General features: G+C 69.0%; 20 protein-coding genes, 1 tRNA gene and 2 pseudogenes. 14 read left to right on the plus strand and 9 right to left on the minus strand.

The window, feature by feature from the left end:
* Positions 1 to 16 precede the first annotated feature (16 nt).
* The 5 genes from motB to ppc form a co-directional block, all read right to left on the minus strand.
* Complete coding sequence (gene motB / locus V4F39_RS06745) at positions 17 to 970, minus strand: flagellar motor protein MotB (protein WP_332288551.1); 954 nt, start codon at positions 968 to 970, stop codon at positions 17 to 19.
* 75 nt (positions 971 to 1,045) lie between these two features.
* On the minus strand, positions 1,046 to 1,906 hold the full coding sequence (motA, locus tag V4F39_RS06750) for a flagellar motor stator protein MotA (protein WP_332288552.1): 861 nt from the start codon (positions 1,904 to 1,906) through the stop codon (positions 1,046 to 1,048).
* A 244-nt stretch (positions 1,907 to 2,150) separates the two neighbouring features.
* Entirely contained in the window at positions 2,151 to 2,702 is a 552-nt protein-coding gene (flhC, locus tag V4F39_RS06755; protein WP_332288553.1) for a flagellar transcriptional regulator FlhC, read from the minus strand.
* 68 nt (positions 2,703 to 2,770) lie between these two features.
* Positions 2,771 to 3,094: a flagellar transcriptional regulator FlhD gene (gene flhD, locus V4F39_RS06760; protein ID WP_332287574.1), complete on the minus strand. Its 324-nt coding sequence runs from the start codon at positions 3,092 to 3,094 to the stop codon at positions 2,771 to 2,773.
* A 158-nt stretch (positions 3,095 to 3,252) separates the two neighbouring features.
* Positions 3,253 to 6,051, minus strand: coding sequence for a phosphoenolpyruvate carboxylase (gene ppc / locus V4F39_RS06765; protein ID WP_332288554.1), 2,799 nt, complete (start codon positions 6,049 to 6,051; stop codon positions 3,253 to 3,255).
* 113 nt (positions 6,052 to 6,164) lie between these two features.
* Here ppc and hemC point away from each other — a divergent pair, with 113 nt between their 5' ends.
* From hemC to V4F39_RS06790, 5 genes are all read left to right on the plus strand, one after another.
* Positions 6,165 to 7,100: a hydroxymethylbilane synthase gene (gene hemC / locus V4F39_RS06770; RefSeq protein WP_332288555.1), complete on the plus strand. Its 936-nt coding sequence runs from the start codon at positions 6,165 to 6,167 to the stop codon at positions 7,098 to 7,100.
* Between the two features lie 18 nt (positions 7,101 to 7,118).
* Positions 7,119 to 7,880: a uroporphyrinogen-III synthase gene (locus V4F39_RS06775; protein ID WP_332288556.1), complete on the plus strand. Its 762-nt coding sequence runs from the start codon at positions 7,119 to 7,121 to the stop codon at positions 7,878 to 7,880.
* Positions 7,881 to 7,896: 16 nt separating this feature from the next.
* Positions 7,897 to 9,012 (plus strand): uroporphyrinogen-III C-methyltransferase, encoded by a 1,116-nt coding sequence (locus tag V4F39_RS06780; RefSeq protein WP_332288557.1) that lies wholly within the window; start codon positions 7,897 to 7,899, stop codon positions 9,010 to 9,012.
* 15 nt (positions 9,013 to 9,027) lie between these two features.
* Positions 9,028 to 10,275, plus strand: coding sequence for a heme biosynthesis HemY N-terminal domain-containing protein (locus V4F39_RS06785; protein WP_332288558.1), 1,248 nt, complete (start codon positions 9,028 to 9,030; stop codon positions 10,273 to 10,275).
* A gap of 57 nt (positions 10,276 to 10,332) precedes the next feature.
* Positions 10,333 to 10,409: transfer RNA gene (locus tag V4F39_RS06790), tRNA-Arg, on the plus strand.
* Between the two features lie 258 nt (positions 10,410 to 10,667).
* Here the strand turns inward: V4F39_RS06790 and aroQ are convergent.
* Both aroQ and dctP read right to left on the minus strand, forming a co-directional pair.
* A complete protein-coding gene (gene aroQ / locus V4F39_RS06795; protein WP_332288559.1) occupies positions 10,668 to 11,108 on the minus strand; it encodes a type II 3-dehydroquinate dehydratase in 441 nt (146 codons plus the stop codon).
* 74 nt (positions 11,109 to 11,182) lie between these two features.
* A complete protein-coding gene (dctP, locus tag V4F39_RS06800; protein WP_332288560.1) occupies positions 11,183 to 11,590 on the minus strand; it encodes a TRAP transporter substrate-binding protein DctP in 408 nt (135 codons plus the stop codon).
* 16 nt (positions 11,591 to 11,606) lie between these two features.
* Between dctP and V4F39_RS06805 the strand changes: the two genes are divergently transcribed.
* From V4F39_RS06805 to V4F39_RS06840, 9 genes and pseudogenes are all read left to right on the plus strand, one after another.
* Positions 11,607 to 12,089, plus strand: a complete 483-nt coding sequence (locus V4F39_RS06805) for a dioxygenase family protein (RefSeq protein ID WP_332288561.1) — start codon at positions 11,607 to 11,609, stop codon at positions 12,087 to 12,089.
* A gap of 5 nt (positions 12,090 to 12,094) precedes the next feature.
* Positions 12,095 to 12,511, plus strand: a complete 417-nt coding sequence (locus V4F39_RS06810) for a transporter substrate-binding domain-containing protein (RefSeq protein WP_332288562.1) — start codon at positions 12,095 to 12,097, stop codon at positions 12,509 to 12,511.
* A 34-nt stretch (positions 12,512 to 12,545) separates the two neighbouring features.
* A pseudogene (locus V4F39_RS06815) lies at positions 12,546 to 12,788 on the plus strand (acetaldehyde dehydrogenase (acetylating)); the annotation flags it as partial.
* A pseudogene (locus tag V4F39_RS06820) lies at positions 12,785 to 13,186 on the plus strand (4-hydroxy-2-oxovalerate aldolase); the annotation flags it as partial. The pseudogenes V4F39_RS06815 and V4F39_RS06820, both read left to right, overlap by 4 nt.
* 373 nt (positions 13,187 to 13,559) lie before the next feature.
* Entirely contained in the window at positions 13,560 to 13,886 is a 327-nt protein-coding gene (locus V4F39_RS06825; protein ID WP_332288563.1) for an H-NS histone family protein, read from the plus strand.
* A 414-nt stretch (positions 13,887 to 14,300) separates the two neighbouring features.
* Positions 14,301 to 14,639, plus strand: a complete 339-nt coding sequence (locus V4F39_RS27180) for an ATP-binding cassette domain-containing protein (protein ID WP_378235063.1) — start codon at positions 14,301 to 14,303, stop codon at positions 14,637 to 14,639.
* 16 nt (positions 14,640 to 14,655) lie between these two features.
* Positions 14,656 to 14,946, plus strand: coding sequence for an ATP-binding cassette domain-containing protein (locus tag V4F39_RS27185; protein WP_378235064.1), 291 nt, complete (start codon positions 14,656 to 14,658; stop codon positions 14,944 to 14,946).
* Between the two features lie 131 nt (positions 14,947 to 15,077).
* Positions 15,078 to 16,817: a GMC family oxidoreductase gene (locus V4F39_RS06835; RefSeq protein WP_332288564.1), complete on the plus strand. Its 1,740-nt coding sequence runs from the start codon at positions 15,078 to 15,080 to the stop codon at positions 16,815 to 16,817.
* Between the two features lie 7 nt (positions 16,818 to 16,824).
* On the plus strand, positions 16,825 to 17,577 hold the full coding sequence (locus V4F39_RS06840) for a sulfite exporter TauE/SafE family protein (protein WP_332288565.1): 753 nt from the start codon (positions 16,825 to 16,827) through the stop codon (positions 17,575 to 17,577).
* A 24-nt stretch (positions 17,578 to 17,601) separates the two neighbouring features.
* Here V4F39_RS06840 and kefC read toward each other — a convergent pair whose 3' ends face one another.
* Together kefC and kefF are read right to left on the minus strand one after the other, a co-directional pair.
* Positions 17,602 to 19,467: a glutathione-regulated potassium-efflux system protein KefC gene (kefC, locus tag V4F39_RS06845; protein ID WP_332288566.1), complete on the minus strand. Its 1,866-nt coding sequence runs from the start codon at positions 19,465 to 19,467 to the stop codon at positions 17,602 to 17,604.
* A 22-nt stretch (positions 19,468 to 19,489) separates the two neighbouring features.
* Positions 19,490 to 20,095 carry a glutathione-regulated potassium-efflux system oxidoreductase KefF gene (gene kefF, locus V4F39_RS06850; protein WP_332288567.1) on the minus strand — a complete coding sequence of 202 codons (606 nt, stop codon included), beginning with the start codon at positions 20,093 to 20,095 and terminating at the stop codon, positions 19,490 to 19,492.
* Positions 20,096 to 20,145: the final 50 nt, after the last annotated feature.

A 20,145-nucleotide genomic window follows, 5' to 3' on the forward strand; every position in this document is an offset into this window, starting at 1 on the left:
CTCGGGGAATGAAGCTTTATCGGAGGTTGACAAGGGGACTTGAGGCGGGCGACTCGGGCCGGATCGACGCCACGCCGGTGGCCTCGGCCACCTCGGGGGCGGTGCGGAACACGCGGTCCTCGGCATCGCGGTTCATCACGATGATGCTGATGCGCCGGTTCTGCGGGTGGTAGGGCTCGCCGGGCATGAACAGCGTGCTGGAGGACAGGCCCTGCACACGCAGCACCCGGTCGTCGGGCAGTCCGCCCGCCACCAGTTCGCGGCGCGAGGCGTTGGCCCGGTCGGCCGAAAGCTCCCAGTTGCTGTAGCCGCGGTCGCCAGCAGAGAAGGAGTGCGCGTCGGTATGGCCTTCGAGCGTCAGCCGGTTGGGCACCTCGGCCAGCACCGTGCCGATCTCGCGGAGCAGGTCGCGCATGTACGGCTTCACCGTCGCGCTCCCGCTGTCGAACATCGGCCGGTTCTGGTCGTCCACGATCTGGATGCGCAGGCCGTCGCGCGTCATGTCGAGCCGGATCTGGCTGGCCAGCGGCGCGAGCTTGTGGTTGCTGCCGATCTTCTGCTCGACCTTGCGCTTGAGGTCCTCGAGCCGCGCGTGCTCGGCGCGGATCTGCTCTTCCTTCAGCGCCTGCAGGTTCACCGTGGCGCGGGGGGCGGCGATGTCGCCGCGCTTGACCTGGCCGGTGGTGCGCGTGAGGTCCTGCCCGCCGCCCTTCAGCACGTGCGAGGAATCGCCGGAGCCCGAGCCGCCCGCCTGCAGGGCCACGCGCAGGGGCGACTGGAAGTAGTCGGCGATGCCCTTCTTGTCGCCTTCGGTCGTGGAGCCCAGCAGCCACATCAGCAGGAAGAACGCCATCATCGCGGTGACGAAGTCGGCGTACGCGATCTTCCAGGCGCCGCCGTGGTGGCCATGGCCGCCCTTCTTGATCTTCTTGACGATGATCGGCTGGAGCTTCTTGCTGTCACCGGCCATCGCAGCTTCCCATCGCCGCGGCGACCACGCATGCCAGGCGGATCGACGCTGCGGTCAGTGCCCGCGGGGCGGATCTCACTTCTTGCCCTTCACATGGCCTTCGAGCTCCGAGAAGCTCGGGCGCTCGGTCGAATACAGCACCTTGCGGCCGAACTCGACCGCGACCTGCGGTGCGTAGCCCTGCATCGAGGCCAGCAGCGTGGTCTTGATGCACTGCAGTTCCTTGCTGCCTTCGTCGACCTTCTGTTCCAGCAGGCCGGCCAGGGGCTCGAAGATGCCGTAGGACAGCAGGATGCCGAGGAAGGTGCCGACCAGCGCCGAGCCGATCATGCCGCCGAGCACCGCCGGCGGCTGGCCCACCGAGCCCATCGTGTTCACGACGCCCAGCACCGCGGCGACGATGCCGAAGGCGGGCAGCCCGCCGGCGAGCCGCTGAATGGCGCCCACCGCCGCATGCGCCTCGTGGTGGTGGGTGTCGATCTCGCTGTCCATCAGCGACTCGATCTCGTGCGCGTTGAGGTTGCCGGAGACCATCATCCGCAGGTAGTCGGTGATGAACTCCATCACGTGGTGGTCGTTGCCGATCACCGCGTACTTGGAAAAGATGGCCGAGCTGTGCGGTTCCTCGACGTCCTTCTCGATGGACATCAGGCCTTCCTTGCGGGCCTTCTGCAGGATCTCGTACTGCAGCGCCATCAGCTCCATGTAGCGCGCCTTGGTGTACTTGCTGCCCTTGAAGCAGGCGCCGAAGCCCTTCATGGTCGCCTTCAGCACCTTGGGCTGGTTGTTGGCGATCATGGCGCCGATGGCCGCGCCCATGATCGTGATCATCTCGAACGGCAGCGCCTTCATGACGACGCCGATGTTGCCTCCGTGGGCGATGAACACCCCGAAGACGCATCCAAGCGCGACGAGCCAACCGATGATGACGAACATGGTGTGAGCGGGTACAGGTTTCCCGCGGTTTATCGGCGGCGGGTTCCGTTCACTTGAGTTTGGGGCGCGGGCGGCATGGCCGCTCGGCGCAACAGCGCGGTGTTGGCGCGCCAATAAAAAACGCGGACCCGGGGGTCCGCGTGAAAGCACAGGAACTGTGCCAGGAGGAGACAAACAAGCGATCAGATCGCCAGCACGGTGGTCTTCGGCTCTTGTGCGGCGAACTTGAATCCTTTTTTGGCGCTCAGTGCGCGCTGCCCTGCATGGTCAGCGAGCCGGCGGCCTTGCCCTTGCCGGCGCGTGCGGGCGGGTTGCACAGGCCGCAGGTGTAGTGGCGGGCGATCTCGTGCGGGTGGGTCACGTAGTGGCCGCCGCAGCAGTTGCACTTGGTCATCGTGAGCATGCCGTTGTCGACGAACTTCACCAGGCGCCAGGCGCGGGTGACGGACAGCAGCGGCTCCAGCCCCTGCACCTGCGTCTGCTCGAGGTACAGCTGGTAGGCCTTGATGACGGTGTCGATCTCGTCCATCTCGGCGGCCTTGTTCAGGTATTCGTGGATGTTGAGGAACAGGCTTGCATGGATGTTCGGTTGCCAGGTCATGAACCAGTCGGTCGAAAAGGGCAGCTGGCCTTTGCTGGGGCTCTTGCCGGAGACTTCCTTGTAAAGGCGCAGCAGGCGCTCGTAGCTCAGGTCGGTTTCCGATTCGAGGACTTGCAGCCGCGCGCCGAGGTTGATCAGCGTGACGGCCCGTTCGATTTGCTTGGCTTCGGTCAGGATGCTCTTGTTGCGTGCCATGATGTTCTCTCCGTCCTGTATCTCTGTGTTGTCTGCCGTGTAAGGGCTGCGTACCGGGGAAGGCGGCGTCAGGCGGCCTCTTGGTGGCGGCCGGCCATCAGGATGGAGGCGTGCAGGCGGTTGACCGCGTCGTTGGCGGAGGCCTTGCCATGGTTGGAGAGCAGGTTCCAGACGAGTTCGTCGTCCATGCGGAAGCGGCACAGCAGGGTGTTGCCCGAGGCGATCTTCATGATCTGGGCGGCCGACAGCGTGCCGATGAGCGTGGCGGTGTCCTCGCTGATGCCCAGGCGGTACAGGGCCTGCTCGCGGTCCGCGCGGATCAGGCTCTGCGCCAGCATCAGGTAGCTGAGGTTGGCTTCGCGGATTTCGGCAAGGATCTGGTCGGCGGTCATGGCGGGCTCCTGGTTCGTTCGTGTGCGGCCTGCGCCGCGATGAAGTGAACTTTAGAAGCCGAAACAAAGGGGCAACAGTGGCCCATCTCCAAGACTTGAGTCCCTGTTCTTCTCTCCGCTTGTCAGGCAACTTCCTACAAGGCCTGGTACTTGCGCGTTCAGCCGGTGTTGCGCAGGCCCGCGGCGATGCCGTTGATCGAGATGTGGATGCCGGTCTGCACCCGCTGCACCTGAGGATCGCCGTCGCGGCGCGCGCGGTAGCGCCTCATCAGCTCGGCCTGCAGGTGGTTGAGGGGGTCGAGGTAGGGGAAGCGGTGCTCGATCGACCGCGCCAGCGCGGTGTTGGACGCCAGGCGCTGGGCCTCGCCGGTGATCATGGACAGCACGTCGCCGGTGCGCTGCCATTCGGCCTGGATCGCCGCGAAGATGCGCTTGCCGAGCTTCTTGTCTTCCACCAGGTCCACGTAGCGCGCGGCGATGCGCAGGTCGGTCTTGGCCAGCACCATGTCGAGGTTGGACATCAACGTGCGGAAGAAAGGCCACTGCCGGTACATCTTCTGCAGCAGTGCAAGTCGGTTCTTGCGCCGGCCGGGTTCGTTGCCCAGCCATTCCTCCACCGCGGAGCCGAAGCCCGCCCAGCCGGGCAGAGCCACGCGGCACTGGCCCCAGCTGAAGCCCCAGGGGATGGCGCGCAGGTCCTCGATGCGCCGGCTTGCCTTGCGTGATGCCGGGCGCGAGCCGATGTTCAACTCGGCGATCTCGCGGATCGGCGTCGCGGCGAAGAAGTAGTCGGTGAAGCCCGGGGTCTCGTAGACCAGCCTGCGGTAGGCGCCGTAACTGCCCTCGCTGAGGGCCGCCGCGGCGTCCAAGAAGGCCTTCGGCGGGTTCTTGGCCGGGCTCAGCAGCGTGGCCTCGAGCGTGGCGGCCACAAGGGTCTCGAGGTTGCGAAGACCGATCTCCGGGTTGGCGTACTTCGATGAGATGACCTCGCCCTGCTCCGTCAGCCGGATCTGGCCGTTCACCGTCCCGGGCGGCTGCGCGAGGATGGCCTGGTAGCTCGGGCCGCCGCCCCGGCCCACCGTGCCGCCCCGCCCGTGGAAGAGCCGCAGGGTGAGGCCGTGCTGTGCCTTCAGCGGCTCGAACAGGCCCACCAGCGCCAGCTCGGCGCGGTACAGCTCCCAGTTGCTGGTGAAGAAGCCGCCGTCCTTGTTGCTGTCGGAGTAGCCGAGCATGATGTCCTGCTCGGCGCCGCTGCGGATGATCATCGGCAGCACGCCGGGCAGCTCGTAGAAGGCCCGCATGATCGGCTCGGCGTTGCGCAGGTCGCCGATGGTCTCGAAGAGCGGCACCACGATCAGCCGCGACACGGCCTGCTCGTTCAGCGTGCCGTGCATCAGGCCGCACTCCTTCAGCAGCAGCAGCACCTCCAGCAGGTCGCTGACGTCCTCGGTGTGGGAGATGATGTAGTGGCGCAGCGCCTCACGGCCGAAGCGGTCCAGCGCCTCGCGCGCGGCCTCGAAGACGGCCAGCTCGCCCGTGGCGAGCTCCGAGTACGCATGGCCCATCACCCGCAGCGGACGGGCGTCGTCGAGCAGGCGCAGCAGCAGCGCGCGGCGGCCGGCCTCGTCGAGCGCGACGTAGTCGGCCTCCACGCGGGCCGCGCGCAGCAGTTCGGCGATCACCAGTTCGTGCTGGTCCGAGCTCTGCCGCAGGTCGACCGTGGCGAGATGGAAGCCGAAGACCTGCACGGCGCGCATCAGCGGCGCCAGCCGCGGCGCGATGAGCGCCTGCGCATGGTGGTGGCGCAGCGAGTCGGCGAGCGTCTGCAGGTCGCGCAGCAGTTCGTCGCTGGAGGCGTAGGGGTTCTGCGGGGGCACCGCGTGGCGCAGCGCCTCGGTGCCCGTCAGCGCGTGCAGCGTGGCGGCCGTGCGGGCATACATGCCGATCAGAGCCTTGCGGTAGGGCTCGTCGTCGCGGTGGGGGCTGTGGTCGGGCGAGGCGTCGGCCAGCGCCTGCATCTCGGGTGTGACGGGCGCCAGCGTGTTGGAGATCGACAGCTCCGCACCCAGCGTGTGCAGCTCCACGAGGTAGAAGCGCAGCGCCACCTCTGCCTGCCGCGCCAGGGCCTGCCGCAGCGTCGGCGCGCCGACGTTGGGGTTGCCGTCGCGGTCGCCCCCGATCCACTGCCCCATGCGGAAGAAGCTTGCCACCGGATGGCCGGGCAGCGCCTGCTCCACCTCCTGGTACAGCCGGGGGATCTGGCGCAGGAAGGTGGACTGGTAATAGCTGAGGGCGTTCTCGATCTCGTCCGCGACGGTGAGCTTGGTCGTGCGCAGCATCCGCGTCTGCCAGAGCTGCGTGACGCGGGCGCGCAGCAGCGCCTCGTTTTGATGCAGCTCGCGCACCGTTTGCAGGCCGTCGCGCTGGTGCACCAGTTCGGCCACGGCGCGCTCCGCGTCGAGGATGCTCTTGCGCTGCACTTCCGTCGGGTGCGCGGTGAGCACCGGCGCGATGTAGGCGCGCGAGAGGGTCTGCGCGATCTCGTCCGCACGGATGTCGGCAGCCGCCAGGCGCTCGAAACTCATGGCGAGCGAGCCCTCCTGCAGGTGGCCCTGCGCCTCGTGGTGTTCGCGGCGGCGCACGTGGTGGCGGTCTTCCGCGATGTTGGCGAGGTGGCTGAAGTAGCTGAACGCGCGGATCACGCTCACCATGTGGTCGCCCGAGAGGTTCTTCAGCAGCCGGTCCAGCACGCGGCCGGCGGACGCGTCCTTCTTCAGCCGGTAGGCCACCGACAGCTGCCGCACGCGCTCGACGAGTTCATAGGCCTCCTTGCCCTCCTGTTCCCGGATCACGTCGCCGAGGATGCGTCCGAGCAGTCGGATGTCCTCGACGAGCGGCCTGTTCTTCTCGGCGGCATCGTCAACGGCTGTGCGGGCAGAGCGGGTGTGGCGTGGCATGGTCGGTTTCCGTGAGGTGTAATCCGGTTACGGATTCGATGGTAACTTTCCTGGGCCCGTTCGGGAACCTGCCGCGAAGCGTGCATCCGGCAGGCGCTAGCGATAATCGCGCCATGACTGCTCCGCTCCTGATCGCCACGCGCGAAAGCCGCCTGGCGCTGTGGCAGGCCCGCCATGTGCAGGCCCTGTTGTCCCGCCGTTTCGGTTTGGCCGTCGACCTGCTGGGCATGACCACCCGCGGCGACCAGATCCTGGACCGCAGCCTGTCGAAGGTCGGCGGCAAGGGGCTGTTCGTCAAGGAGCTGGAGACGGCGCTGGAGGAGGGGCGGGCGCAGCTGGCCGTGCATTCGCTGAAGGACGTGCCGATGACGCTGCCTGCAGGCTTCGTGCTGGCGGCCGTGCTGGAGCGCGAGGACCCGCGCGATGCGTTCGTCTCCGGCCGCTACGGCCGGCTCGAGGAGTTGCCGCCGGGCGCGCGCGTGGGCACGTCGAGCCTGCGGCGCGTCGCGCAGCTCGCGGCCCAGCGGCCCGACCTGGTGATCGAGCCGCTGCGGGGCAATCTCGACACGCGCCTGCGCAAGCTCGATGAAGGCCGGTTCGACGCGATCGTGCTCGCCGCGGCAGGGCTGATGCGGCTCGAGCTCGAGAGCCGCATCCGCAGCCGCTTCAGCGTGCAGGCCATGATCCCGTGCGCAGGCCAGGGGGCGCTGGGCATCGAGGTCCGCGAGGAAGCGGCCGGTCTGCGGGCACGGCTGGCCGAGCTGACGCACCGACCGACCTGGCTGGCGGTGCAGGCCGAGCGGGCGGTGTCCCGGGCGTTGGGCGGCAGTTGCAGCATGCCGCTGGCGGCGTTTGCCGACTGGACGCCCGACGGCGCGCTGCAGCTCGACGTCGCGCTGGGCCACCCCGAGGACACGCGGCAGCCGCTGCTGCGGGCCCGAGTGCAAGGCAGGGTCGCCGACGACGCCGCCGCCGTCGCACTGGGCGACGCCGCTGCCCGCCAGGTGTCGGAGCAGGCGCGGCCCGGCTACTTGCCGGACGCCGGCTGAGCCGCGGTGGCGCGGCGCTTGCGCCTGCTGGTCACGCGGCCGCAACCGCAGGCCGCCGACTGGGTCGCACGGCTGTCAGCGACGGGCTTCGAGGCGGCGGCCCTGCCTTTGCTGCGCACCGTGGCGAGCGAGGAGCCGGCTGCGCCTGCCGCCCGCGAGGCCGTCGCGAGGTGCGATGGCGTGGTGTTCGTCAGCCCGGCAGCGGTCACCCATTTTTTTGAAGCCGCCCGGGGGGTGTGGCCCTGGGCCGCGGGCCGGTGGGCGGCCGCGCCGGGGCCGGGCACGGCGCGGTGCCTGGCCGCGGCCGGTGTGCCCGCGCAGTGCATCGTGCAGCCGGCGGCCGATGCGGACCAGTTCGATTCGGAGGCACTGTGGCAGCAGTTGCGGCTGCACGTCCGGCCCGGCGCCGCGGTCGTCATCGTCCGCGGCGATGGGGGGCGTGACTGGCTGGCGCAGGCCTTGGCCGCGGCGGGCGCCCAGGTGCGGTTCGTGCAGGCCTACCGCCGCATGCCGCCGGCGCCGACGCCCGAGGAGCGCGTGGTACTGGACGAGGCCTTGCGCGAGCCCGCGTCGCATCTGTGGCTTTTCAGCAGCGCCGAGGCCATCGGGCACCTCGAATCGATCGCGCCCGGGGCAGACTGGTCGGCGGCGCTCGCGCTGGCGACACACCCGCGCATCGAGGCGCGGGCACGCCAGCTCGGCTGCAGCCGCGTATGGACCTCAAGGCCGTCGTTCGATGCCGTGGTGGCGGCAGCGAGGGCGGTGGCCGGAACCCCATGAATACAATCCTTCGACCGTGAACGACGACGCTGTTCTTCCAGCCACCATGCCGGTGGCCGCAACCTCCGCACCGTCCTCCGCGCGTTCCCCGTCGCGTTGGTGGGGCATCGTGGCGCTGGGGTCCGCCCTGCTGTGCATCGCGGCGCTGGGGATCGCGTGGGACACCCAGCGCCGCCTGCGTGGGCTGGAGCAGGAACTCGTCCGCCGGCAGCAGGAGAGCCAGAGCCAGTCGTCCGAGGCCCGCCTGCTGGCACGCCAGTCTCAGGACGCCTCCCGCGAAGCCTCCGCCAAGGTGGCGTTGCTCGAAGCGCGGGTGTCCGAGGTGGCGCTGCAGCGCTCGCAGGTCGAGGAGCTGATGCAGGCGCTCTCGCGTTCGCGCGACGAGAACCTCGTGGCCGATCTCGAGGCTGCCGTCCGCGGCGCCCTGCAGCAAAGCGCCATCACGGGGAGTGCCGAGCCGCTGGTGGCGACACTCGGCCAGGTCGAGGAGCGCCTCGGCCGCTACAACCAGCCGCGCATGGAGCGCGTGCGGCGCGCCGTGGCGCGTGACCTCGAGCGTGTCAAGGCGATCGGCGTCGCCGACGTGGCCACGCTGGGCATCCGCCTCGACGAAGCGGTGCGGCTCGTCGACGAACTGCCGCTGCTGGCGGTGGCGGAGCCCCGGCGCAGCAGCGACGGCGCCTGGCGCAGCAAGCCCGCCACGCGCGCGGCCGCGGCCGCGGCGTCGGCGGCATCGGCCGCGGAAGCCGGTTGGCGCGATCGCGCGGTCGACTACTGGGAGCGTGGCGCGGCGATCGTGTGGGACGAGGTGCGGTCGCTGGTGCGCGTGACGCGGGTCGACAACCCCGACGCCGTGCTGGCCGCGCCGGACCAGGTCTTCTTCATCCGCGAGAACCTGAAGCTGCGCCTGCTCAATGCGCGGCTGGCGCTGCTGTCGCGCCAGTTCGACAGCGCACAGGCCGACCTGCGCGATGCGCAGTCCACGCTGGATCGCTACTTCGACCGCAGTTCCCGCCGTGTGCAGTCCGCGAACGAGCTGCTGCGCCAGGTGATGAACCAGGCCAGACAAACCGGGGTGCCGCGTCCGGACGACACCCTTGCCGCGTTGGCTGCCGTCGCGGCCGGCCGCTGAGTGCCCCTGTCCCCCATGCGATCGATCATCTGGCTGGTCCTGCTCTTTGTCGTGGCGGTGGTGGCCGCCTCCACCCTCGGGCGCAATGACGGACTCGTCACCTTCTACTGGAGCGGTTGGCGGTTGGACCTGTCGCTCAACCTCTTCGTCGTGGGCCTGATGCTGCTGTGCTTCGCGCTGGTTTCGGCCATCAGCGGCGTGAACACGCTGATCGGCCTGCCTGCCCGGGCGCGGGAATGGCGCATGGCGCGGCGCGAACGCGCCGCCCAGGCTGCGCTGCGCGAATCGCTGGCCGAGTTCCTGGGTGCGCGCTACGGCCGCGCCCAGAAGGCTGCGCAGCGTGCGCTGTCCATCCAGGACAGTGCGGCCGATCTGGCGCCCGATCCCGAACTGCGTGTGCTGGCGCATCTGCTGGCGGCATCCAGCCTCCATCGCCTGCAGGACCGCGCGCGGCGCGACGAGCACCTGGCGCAGGCGCTGCGCCAGCCAAGGCGCCCGGGCCTGCCGCGTGTCGCGGACGAGGGCGCGCAGCTCCTCGCGGCGGAATGGGCGCTCGACGACCGCGACGGTCCCCGCGCACTGCAGCTGTTGTCAGAGCTGCCGCCGGGTGTCGCACGCCGCACCCAGGCGCTGCGCCTCCGGCTGCAGGCGCAGAGGCAGATGCGCCAGCCCCTCGATGCGCTGCGCAGCGCAAGGCTGCTCGCCAAGCACCAGGGTTTCTCGCCGGTGGCGGCCCAGGGCCTGCTGCGTTCGCTGGCGTTCGAGGCCATCGACGCCACACACGACGCCGACCAGTTGCGTACCGCGTGGCTGCAACTTGAGCCCGGCGACCGGCGCGATCCCTACGTCGCGGCCCGCGCGGCCACGCGCGCCGCGAGCTTCGGGCGCCACGAAGAGGGCCGGCAGTGGCTCAAGCCCTTCTGGGAGCAGATGGCCGAATGGGGCGCCGACGGGCGGGAGCACGTCGCGCGGGCCTTGTGCGCCTGCCTGCAAGGCATCGGATCCGAATGGTTGCCGCGCCTCGAAGCGGCGTTGCTCGGGCATGCGCACGAACCTGCCGTCGTCCTGGCCGTGGGAGCGGCGTTTGCCGAGCGCCAGCTGTGGGGCAAGGCCCGGCGCCCGCTGGAGCAGGCGGCCGGCAGTGCCTCGCTCGACAGCGCCAGCCGCCGCTTGGCCTGGCGCATGCTGGCGCGGGTGGCGCGCGAGGAGGGCGACGAGGCCCGTGCCGTGCGTTCAGAACAGGCCGCAGCGACGTGTGAATGAAAAGAGTACAAAAAAATTGACCAGCTTCTCAAAAGATCGCTATACTGAGAGGCTTCAGCGGCTGTAGCTCAGTTGGATAGAGTACTTGGCTACGAACCAAGGGGTCGTGGGTTCGAATCCTGCCAGCCGCACCAGAACGTAGTTCTAGATCAACGGGTTAGCGCCACAAGCGCTAGCCCGTTTTTCTTTGCGTGGCGAGTTGCTCGCGTGCAGAGTGGGATCTCGACGAAATAGACGATCTGGGCGACGCCACCATGCTGGCGTTTGCCCCGTCGGTGAAGCCGAGCGCAGCCCTCTTCGGTCGTGCTGGCCACTGCCAGGGGTGGTGCTACCAGAAGCTCGGTACGCTGGCCTCAGCCGTTCGGATGCGCGCTGCAGGCGCGGGCCCGGAACTATTGATTGGCCGCCGACACGACGGCGCGAAGCCCCAGCAGGTAGCTGTCGAGCCCCAGGCCGCAGATCTGGCCTTTGACGATGGCGCTGAAAACCGAGTGGTGTCTCCAGGGTTCCCGGGCGTAGATGTTCGACATGTGGATCTCGATCACCGGCGCGGTCAGCATCTCGAGCGCATCGCGAATCGCAATGCTGTAGTGCGTCCAGGCGCCCGGATTGAACAGCACGCCATCGATGCCATCGTTCAGCGCCTTGTGGATCCGCTCGCACACCTCGCCCTCCATGTTCGAGTGGAAGCGCTCGAGCTTCACGCCGAGTTCCTCGGCCAATGCCTGAACCTTGGCGTCGATCTGCTCCAGCGTGAGGGTGCCGTACTGCGCCGGGTCGCGCTTGCCGTACATGTTGTGGTTGGCGCCGTGCAGCATCAAAAAGGTCTTCATGGGGTCTCCTGTCAAAAAGTTGAGCAGGCCCGCTCCGCGGGCCCGCCGATGCCGCCAGCGCGCAGCGGCTGGCGTCACATGCTGTGAACGCGCTCCAGTTCCTGGCGGAAAAGGCGCACCACCCCCTGATCGTATTCAGGCGCGAACTTGTCCAGCACCGGTTGCACGGTTTGGCGCATCCGCGCGAGCTCGGGTGGGCTCACTTCATTGACCTGCATGCCGCGGCTGCGCAACTCGCCGACCGCCTTGCCCGCGATCTCCCGGCTGGCCGCGCGCTGGTAGTCGCGTGCCTCGTAGGCGGCGTCCTGCAGGATCTTCTGCTTCACCGGCGTCAGCTTGTCCCAGGTCTTCTTGCTGAAGAGGATGATGTTGGACGCGTAGACGTGATTGGTGATCGACAGGTACTTCTGCACCTCATAGATCTTGTTCGACAGGATCACCGAACTCGCATTCTCGTGACCGTCGATCGCCTTCGCTTCCATGGCGCCGTAGACCTCGTTGATCGCGGGTTCGCTCGGGCTTTCTTCGCTGGTCTGCCTGCTGAACAACGGCGACAACGGACAGACCGACACGACCGCCAACCTCATGGGGCCGTTCTGGCGCATGGATTCGCCGCCTACCGCCAACGGCGGCTCCATCGTGCGGTCGGCGACGGCGGGCACGCCGATCTTCGTCAATGCATGGGTGCGTGATCCGCAGGGCCGGCCCGTGGCGGGTGCGGAAGTGGACGTGTGGCACACCTCGGGCGAGGGCTGCCACGAGAACCAGGACCCCGAGCAGGCCGACATGAACCTGCGAGGCAAGTTCACCACCGATGCGCAGGGCTGCATCGCGTTCCGCAGGGTCAAGCCCGCCGGCTACCCCCATACCGCTGAGCGGTCGGGTGGGCGCACTCACCCAGGTGTATTCGAGCGACGATCCGAGCGGCGAGCGGCGAGCGGCGAGCGCCCGCGCCAGGCGGTGCTTGAACGCGCACCCTGAACGCCGTGGCGGACCCATCCCACAGCGAGGTGCTGCACGACCTCGCACCCTCCGGCAGGATTCGCTGCGCCATCAACCTCGGCAACAGCGTGCTGGCACAGAGAGACCCGTCGGGCGGCAAGCTCCGCGGCGTATCGGTCGACCTTGCACGGGCGCTTGGCGAGCGGCTCGGCGTGGAGATCGAGCTTGTTCTCTTCGACGCCGCGGGCAAGGTGTTCGAGGCGATGGCCTCGGGCGCCTGGGACGTCGCTTTCCTGGCGGAAGATCCGAAGCGCGCCAGCCACATTCTTTTCACGCTGCCTTACCTCGGGATCGAAGGGGCGTACATGGTGCCGGCGATGGCTTCAACGCCGCAGCCGACCTCGATCGGGATGGCGCTTGCATTGCGGTGGGTGAGGGCAGCGCCTACGACCTGTTCCTGACGCGGACGCTGCGGCACGCCACGCTGGCTCGCCCACGGCCATCGAGAAGCTCGGAGGGGCCGAGCGCGGCAAGGCGATCAGCGTGCTGAACCCTGCCGAGCCGCCGCTGATCATGCGCGACACGGTGTTCCTGGAGGTCGAAGGCGCCGCGCACTACCTGCCCTCGTACGCAGGCAACCTCGACATCATGACCTCGGCGGCGCTGGCCTGCGGCGACATGATGGCCCGGCGGCGCATCGCCAGCGGCGTCGCGCGCGGCTTGAAGGAGGCCGCATGAACGGCAAGAAGCTCTACATCTCCGATGTGATGCTGGGCGACGGCAGCCACGCGATCCGGCACCAGTACAGCCTCGCGCACGTGCGCAGCATCGCTGCAGCGCTCGACGCCGCCGGTGTGGACAGCATCGAGGTCGCGCACGGCGATGGGCTCGAGGGCACCAGCTTCAACTACGGCTTCGGCGCCCATACCGACGTCGAGTGGATCGCTGCCGTGGCCGAAACGGTGACCCGGACCCGCGTCAGCACACTGCTGTGGGTGGGCATCGGCACGACACACGACTTGCGCAACGCCTATGACGCCGGCGCCCGCGTCGTGCACGTGGCGACCCATTGCACCGAAGCCGCCGTGTCGCGGCAGCACCTGGCATACGCCCGGAAGCTGGGCATGGGCCCGGTCGAGCTGCCTTCGCCATGCGGAAGCCGCTGCCTGCAAGTACGGCTTGAACAAGGGGCCGATGCGGGCACCGGCTGTCGAGGTGCCGAGCTTGGCAGTTGCCGACCTGTCCACGAGGGTCCCCTGGCTTTCCGGGAAGCCCTGTTTTTGCGCATCGCCGCCCTGGATTTCTGCACCGGCGCGCCGGGATGGCAATACCTGGGAGTTCCATGCCGACGTCGCGTGAAAATCGCCAGGGGCCCGGCCATGACGCTCGGTGCCCCGAGACCGCAGGCCATCAATTCAGTGGATGATTACTCGATGAGGAGTTCTTCGACACGTTTGCGCAGAGTACCGCTTTAGAATTCAGGCCATCGCGAACACCGAGGATACGAAAATGACGACTGATTTGAAGGCTCTGCTTGCGCAGCGGGAAGAACTGGAACGGCAGATTCGCGACATGCAATCGAGCCAGCGGACGGAGGCGATCGCCAAGATTCGTGAGCTCATGGCGGAAAACGGACTGTCGCTTGCCGACCTGAATGCGAAGTCCGCCACCCCCAAGGCCTCGTCGGTGGCTGGCTCCAAGGTGGCCCCGAAATACCGTGACCCGGAATCTGGTAGCACCTGGACGGGTCGTGGTTTGCAACCAAAGTGGCTCAAGTCGGCCGTCGAAGCTGGCAAGAAACCCGAAGATTTTCTGATCGGGTCTGCCGCTCAGTAACACGAGCGGGTTGGCCCGGACGCGCACCGCTGCGATCGACGGCGGGCGCCGATTGACAAGGTATTTACCTGGCAACTGCTAAAAACCTTCGCTGCGGCCAAAGAGGCCCGGCCAACAAGGCGGCACAGACCGCCTCGGCGAAGCCGGCGACGACGAAGGCGTCGCCGGCTGTAGCCCCGTTGACAAATGCCGCCGCAGTAAAGGCCTTCCTGCAGCGGGCTCGAGGCCACGCAACTGGCGTCGATCAATAAGCTGGGCCTTGGCGAATCCACGCTCCCCGGGCCCGTTGGAGTCGAGCGGGAATTCTCGGCAAGCCGGCCATCACGACGATCAAGGCTTGCGCGTTCCCGGAGCGTCTTGCGAGCGGAGGGGTCGCAGGCAGGCACCTTGGGCTGTATAAATGTACAGTTCAAGATGTCCGCCGTACCTTCGGCCGTCCGCCTCGATCCGCTGGCGTCCCTCAACAACAAGACCCTCACGCTTGCCAGCCGCGGTGCCGATCCGCAGCGCCTCCTTCTGCTGACGTTTTCGCGCCGCGCGGCGCAGGAGATGGTCTACGACAACGTCGCCTTCCCGCTGCGCGAGCACACGGCACTTCCCGATGCCATGGTGCGCGACCTGGTCCTGATGAAGCTCCATGCGGTCGGCCTGCGTGGCGCCGCCGGGCTGCGCATTGCCCAGTTGTCCGGCGGCATGGCGCGTCGCGTGGCCTGGCCCGCGCCATTGCCTTGGACCCCCACTGATCCTGTATGACGAACCGTTCGCCGGCGTGGACTTGATCAGCATCGGCGTGACCGCCCAGCTGATCCGCAGGCTGAACGACGCCATCGGCACCACCTCGTTGGTGGTGAGCCATGACGTTGCCCAATGCATGGCGATCAGCGATTGCGTGGTGTTGCTCGCCCGGCGCGGCCGCGCGGTGGCGCAGGGAGCACCGGCAGAACTGATGGCTAGCGTGGATCCCGAGACACGGCAGTTCCTGCGCGGTGAGCCGGACGGCCCGGTCAGGTTCCATTGCCCCGCGCCAGGCTTGGCATCGGACTTCGGATTGACGGCCTGACGCCCCTGGACCTCGGCACAGGCCGGGCGCGATGTGGCCAAGCCGCTCGCCTGCACGCGGCACTCGATACCATGGCGTCTTCGTCGATCGACCATGCCGCTGATCGAGGCGTCATCCCACCCTGAAGCAAGATGGCCGCAGCCCAAGTCACCTACGACCACGTCATCGTCGGCGGCGGCACCGCCGGCTGCCTGCTGGCCAACCGGCTCAGCGCCGATCCGCAGCGCCGCGTGCTGCTGATCGAGGCTGGCCCGCCCGACAACTACCACTGGATCCACATCCCGGTCGGCTACCTCTACTGCATCGGCAACCCGCGCACCGACTGGCTCTACCAGACCGACCCCGACGCCGGCCTCAACGGGCGGCAGCTGCGCTACCCGCGCGGACGCACGCTGGGCGGCTGCTCCAGCATCAACGGGATGATCTACATGCGCGGCCAGTCGCGCGACTACGACGGCTGGGCCGCGGCCACCGGCAGCGACGACTGGGCCTGGCGCAGCGTGCTGCCGTACTTCCTGCTGCACGAGGATTACCACGGCGGCGCCCAGCCGCTGCATGGCGCGCAAGGAACGATGCCCGCGCTGCTGCAGGCCGATGCGAACGGCGGGGCGGGCGATGCCCACGGCAACGCCTACCTGCAGTCGCTGCGCGCCCGCGGCGCCGGCGGCGAATGGCGCGTCGAGCGGCAGCGGCTGCGCTGGGACATCCTCGACGCCTTCTCGCAGGCTGCGCAGCAGGCCGGCATCGCGGCGTCGTTTGACTTCAACCAAGGCAACAACGAAGGCGTCGGCTACTTCGAGGTCAACCAGCGCAGCGGCTGGCGCTGGAACACCGCCAAGGCCTTCCTGCGGCCGGCGCGCGGGCGGCGCAACCTCGACGTGTGGGTGAATTCCCAGGTGCAGCGCCTGCTGGTCGACACCGATGCCGACGGCATGCCGCGCTGCTCGGGCCTCGTGCTGTGGAACGGCCGCGAGGCGGTGACGGTGCATGCGCATCACGAGGTCATCCTCGCCGCCGGCAGCATCGGCACGCCGCAGCTCCTGCAACTGTCGGGCATCGGCCCCGGCGCGCTGCTGCGGCAGCACGGCATCGAGGTGCGGCACGACCTGCCGGGCGTCGGCGAGAACCTGCAGGACCATCTGCAGATCCGCGCCGTCTTCAAGGTCGAGCAGGTGCCCACGCTCAACGTGCTGGCCAGCAGCCTGGCCGGCAAGGCGCGCATCGGGCTGGAGTACGCGTTGAAGCGCAGCGGCCCGATGAGCATGGCGCCCAGCCAGCTCGGCGCCTTCGCGCGCAGCGATGCGGGCCGCGAATGGCCCAACCTCGAATACCACGTGCAGCCGCTGAGCCTCGATGCCTTCGGCGAGCCGTTGCATGCGTTCCCGGCGTTCACGGCCAGCGTCTGCAACCTCAATCCGACCAGCCGCGGGCGCGTGCGCATCCGCAGCCCGCGCGTCGAAGATGCGCCCTCGATCGCTCCGCAGTACCTCAGCACCGACGAGGACCGGCGTGTCGCGGCCGAATCGCTGCGGCTCACGCGGCGCATCGTCGCGCAGCCGGCCCTGGCGAAGTACAAGCCGGTGGAGTGGAAGCCCGGCACGCAGTACCAGACCGACGACGAACTGGCGCGCCTCGCCGGCGACATCGCCACCACCATCTTTCACCCCGTGGGCACGACGAAGATGGGCCGCGAGAGCGATCCGATGGCCGTGGTCGACGCCAGGCTGCGGGTGCTCGGTGTTCGCGGGCTGCGGGTGGTGGACGCAGGCGTGATGCCGTCCATCACGAGCGGCAACACCAACTCGCCGACCCTGATGATCGCCGAGCGGGCGGCGCAGTGGATCGCCGAGGCCGCGGCCGAAAGGACCTGAAGCCCCCGTGCCCGCGCTGATCACCGATCCCTGGTTCTACGCCGTGGCCATCCCGGCCGTGCTGTTGATGGGCCTGAGCAAGACGGGCTTCGGCGCCGGCTTCGGCGCGCTGGCGGTGCCGCTGATGGCGCTGGCCGTGCCGGTGCCGCAGGCCGCCGCCATCATGCTGCCGCTGCTGGCCATCATGGATGCGCTGGGGCTGATGGCCTTCATCAAGGAAGTCGACCGCAAGCTGATCCGCCTGCTGCTGCCCGCCGGACTGCTGGGCACGGTGGTGGGCACGCTGCTGTTCGGGGTGCTCTCTGCCAAGGTGGTGGCCGCGGTGGTGGGCGGCATCACGCTGCTCTTCCTGGCCATCCGCACGCTGTTCCCGCCGCGTGCCGATGCACCGCCGCCGCCGCGCTGGCTGGGCTTCGTGCTGGGCACGGTGTCGGGCTTCACCAGCTTCGTGGCGCATGCCGGCGGCCCGCCGATCGGCTTCTACGTGCTGCCGCTGAAGCTGGACCCGGTGCGCTTCACCGCCACGATGGCGGTGTTCTTCGCGGCGGTCAACGCTTCGAAGTGGATCCCGTATGCGTGGCTCGGCCTCATCGACGGGCGCAACCTGGCGACCTCGGCGGTGCTCGCGCCGCTGGCGCCGGTGGGCGTGTGGCTGGGCATCAAGCTCGTGCGGCGGGTGCCGCAGCAGCTCTTCTACCGGCTGTTCTCGATCGGCATGCTGCTCACGGGCAGCAAGCTGCTGTGGGACGGGTTGCGCTGAACCGCGCCGCGCCCGCGGGAGGCTTCAACGGCCCTTCGTGCCGTCGAAGCCGTCGTTGGCGGCGTACCAGTCCTGCCGGCCGCCGTCCTGCTGCGCCTGCGCGCGCTCCCGCTCCCACAGCTCGATCAGCTGCTGCCGCCCCTGCTTGGTGATCGCGATCAGCTTGGCCTCGTCGCGGAAGTGAGGGGCCATGCGTTCGAGCAGCCGCAGGTTGTGCCTGCGGAACAGCATCGTGCGCCGGCGCGCCTCGTGGGGCTGCCAGCCCATCGATTCGAGCGCGCTGCGCCCGCTCATCAGCGCCGCGTCCAGCGTCTCGCGCTCCACGAGCTTCACGCCGCGCTCGTGCAGGCCGTAGTAGTGGGTGACGTTGCGCGCGCGGGCCACGATGGTCAGGTGCGGGAAGTGCTGCTGCACCAGGTCGACCAGCTTCAGGCTCTGGTCCACGTCGTCGATCGCGACCACGATGACCCTGGCCTGCGCGGCGCCCGCGATGCGCAGCAGGTCGAGCCGCGTCGCATCGCCGTAGAAGGCCGGCATGCCGAAGCGGCGCACGGTGTCGACCGCATCGGCATCGTGGTCGAGCACGGTGGTCTTCACGCCGTTGGCGAAGAGCAGGCGGCCGACGATCTGCCCGTAGCGGCCGAAGCCCGCGATGATCACCGGCGCCTCCTGCGGCTCGCGCAGCTCGCTGCCGGCGTCCTTCGGCCGGCGGGGCGCCTGCCGGGCCAGGCGAGGCACGAGCCAGCGGTCGCTCAGCACCAGCAGCAGCGGCGAGACGAGCATCGACAACGCCACCACCGCGGCCAGCAACGACGACTGCGCCGCGCTGATCACACCCGCCTGCTGCGCGGTCTGGAACACGACGAAGCCGAACTCCCCGCCCTGCGCCAGCAGCACCACGAACACCGGCCGCTCGACCAGCGGGATCGGCATCAGCCGCGCCATGCCCAGCAGCACGCCGATCTTCAGGAGCAGGAAGCCGACGACGATCGCCGCGATGAGCCCGGGCGCCTCGAGCACCGCCCCGAAGTCGATGCTCATGCCCACCGCGATGAAGAACAGGCCCAGCAGCAGGCCCTTGAACGGCTCGATGTCGGTTTCGAGCTCGCGGCGGTACTCGCTCTCGGCCAGCAGCACGCCGGCGAGGAAGGCGCCCAGCGCCATCGACAGGCCCACCGCCTGCATCAGCGCGGCGATGACCACCACCAGCAGCAGCGCGGCGGCGGTGAAGATCTCGGGCGTGCGGCTGCCGGCGATCCAGCGCAGCGCCGGCCGCAGCAGCAGCCGGCCGCCGAGCACGATGCCGGCGATCACGCCGAGCACCTTGGCGGCCTCGATCCACCCGCTGCCGTGCGGCGCGCGCTCGCCCCCGAAGGCGAGCAGCGGGATCAGCGCGAGGATGGGGATGGCGGCGATGTCCTGCAGCAGCGCGACGCTGAGCACGCTGCGGCCGGCGCCGGTCGCCATCAGGTTGCGCTCCGCCAGCACGCCCAGGCCGATCGCCGTGGACGACAGCGCGAGCCCCAGCGCCGCCACCAGCGCCAGCCGCCATTCCACGCCCGCGGCGGCGGCCACGCCGGCCATCACGGCCGCGGAGCCCAGCGTCTGCACGCTGCCCCAGCCGAAGATCGGCCGGCGCATGGCCCACAGCCGCTTCGGCTCCAGCTCGAGGCCAACGAGGAACAGCATCAGCACCACGCCGAACTCGGCGAAGTGCAGCATGTCCTGCGGATCGTTCACGAAGCCGGCGACCGAGGGGCCGATGACGATGCCCGCCGCCAGGTAGCCGACGATCGACCCGAGCCCGATCGCACGCGCCAGCGGCACCGCGACCACGGCGGCGGTCAGGTAGATGAGGCTGGTGCCGAGCCAGGTGCTGCCGTGGTCCATGTCGGGTGGGCGCGTGGCGTGCTCAGGGCGCCGGCCGGTCGCTCGACGCCACCGCGCGCTGCGTGTCCGCGGTGGGCGAGAGGTGCAGCGTCCAATCCGGATAGGTGGCCAGCCGCTCCAGGTAGCCGGCGGTGAAGGCCTGCAGCTCGGGCTCGCTGGCGCGGTGGGCGGCGTGCAGCACCCGGGGCGGCAGGAAGCGCATGCCGCACAGCGCCGCGGTCTGGCTGTAGGGCGGCAGGAAGGCCTCGAACGGATGGTGGTTGTAGCCGCCGGGGCTGTACGCGTGCGCACTGCCGCCGGTGGAGGTGACGAGCCAGAGGTCCTTGCCGCGCAGGTGCGTGCCCTGCGAGCCGTATGCCCAGCCATAGGACAGCACCTCGTCGACCCACAGCTTCATCAGCGGCGGCATGCCGTACCACTGCAGCGGGTGCTGCCAGACGACGAGCTGGGCGCCGGCGAGCGCCGCCTGCTCGGCCGGCACGTCGATCAGGTAGTCAGGGTACAGCGCATACAGGTCGCGGACCTCGACGCCGACGGGGGCGGCCTGCCGCAGGGTCTTCAGCAGCGTGCGGTGGATGCGGGAGTGCTGGAGGTTCGGGTGCGCGGCGAGGACGAGGATCGAGGCCAAGGCGGGGTCTGCGGGCGTGTCTTCGCTACCATAACCGCAAATCGTCAGGA

The organism is Aquincola agrisoli, assembly GCF_036621135.1.
In the GTDB taxonomy this organism is placed as follows: Bacteria; Pseudomonadota; Gammaproteobacteria; order Burkholderiales; family Burkholderiaceae_C; genus Aquincola; species Aquincola agrisoli.

Coding starts and splice junctions, on each gene's coding strand:
- V4F39_RS06835 (WP_332288564.1), top strand. CDS start 15,078: ATGGCCGCAGCCCAAGTCACCTACGACCACGTCATCGTCGGCGGCGGC.
- V4F39_RS27180 (WP_378235063.1), top strand. CDS start 14,301: ATGTCCGCCGTACCTTCGGCCGTCCGCCTCGATCCGCTGGCGTCCCTC.
- aroQ (WP_332288559.1), bottom strand. CDS start 11,108: ATGAAGACCTTTTTGATGCTGCACGGCGCCAACCACAACATGTACGGC.
- kefC (WP_332288566.1), bottom strand. CDS start 19,467: ATGGACCACGGCAGCACCTGGCTCGGCACCAGCCTCATCTACCTGACC.
- flhC (WP_332288553.1), bottom strand. CDS start 2,702: ATGGCACGCAACAAGAGCATCCTGACCGAAGCCAAGCAAATCGAACGG.
- V4F39_RS06785 (WP_332288558.1), top strand. CDS start 9,028: ATGCGATCGATCATCTGGCTGGTCCTGCTCTTTGTCGTGGCGGTGGTG.
- flhD (WP_332287574.1), bottom strand. CDS start 3,094: ATGACCGCCGACCAGATCCTTGCCGAAATCCGCGAAGCCAACCTCAGC.
- motA (WP_332288552.1), bottom strand. CDS start 1,906: ATGTTCGTCATCATCGGTTGGCTCGTCGCGCTTGGATGCGTCTTCGGG.
- motB (WP_332288551.1), bottom strand. CDS start 970: ATGGCCGGTGACAGCAAGAAGCTCCAGCCGATCATCGTCAAGAAGATC.
- hemC (WP_332288555.1), top strand. CDS start 6,165: ATGACTGCTCCGCTCCTGATCGCCACGCGCGAAAGCCGCCTGGCGCTG.
- V4F39_RS06825 (WP_332288563.1), top strand. CDS start 13,560: ATGACGACTGATTTGAAGGCTCTGCTTGCGCAGCGGGAAGAACTGGAA.
- ppc (WP_332288554.1), bottom strand. CDS start 6,051: ATGCCACGCCACACCCGCTCTGCCCGCACAGCCGTTGACGATGCCGCC.
- dctP (WP_332288560.1), bottom strand. CDS start 11,590: ATGGAAGCGAAGGCGATCGACGGTCACGAGAATGCGAGTTCGGTGATC.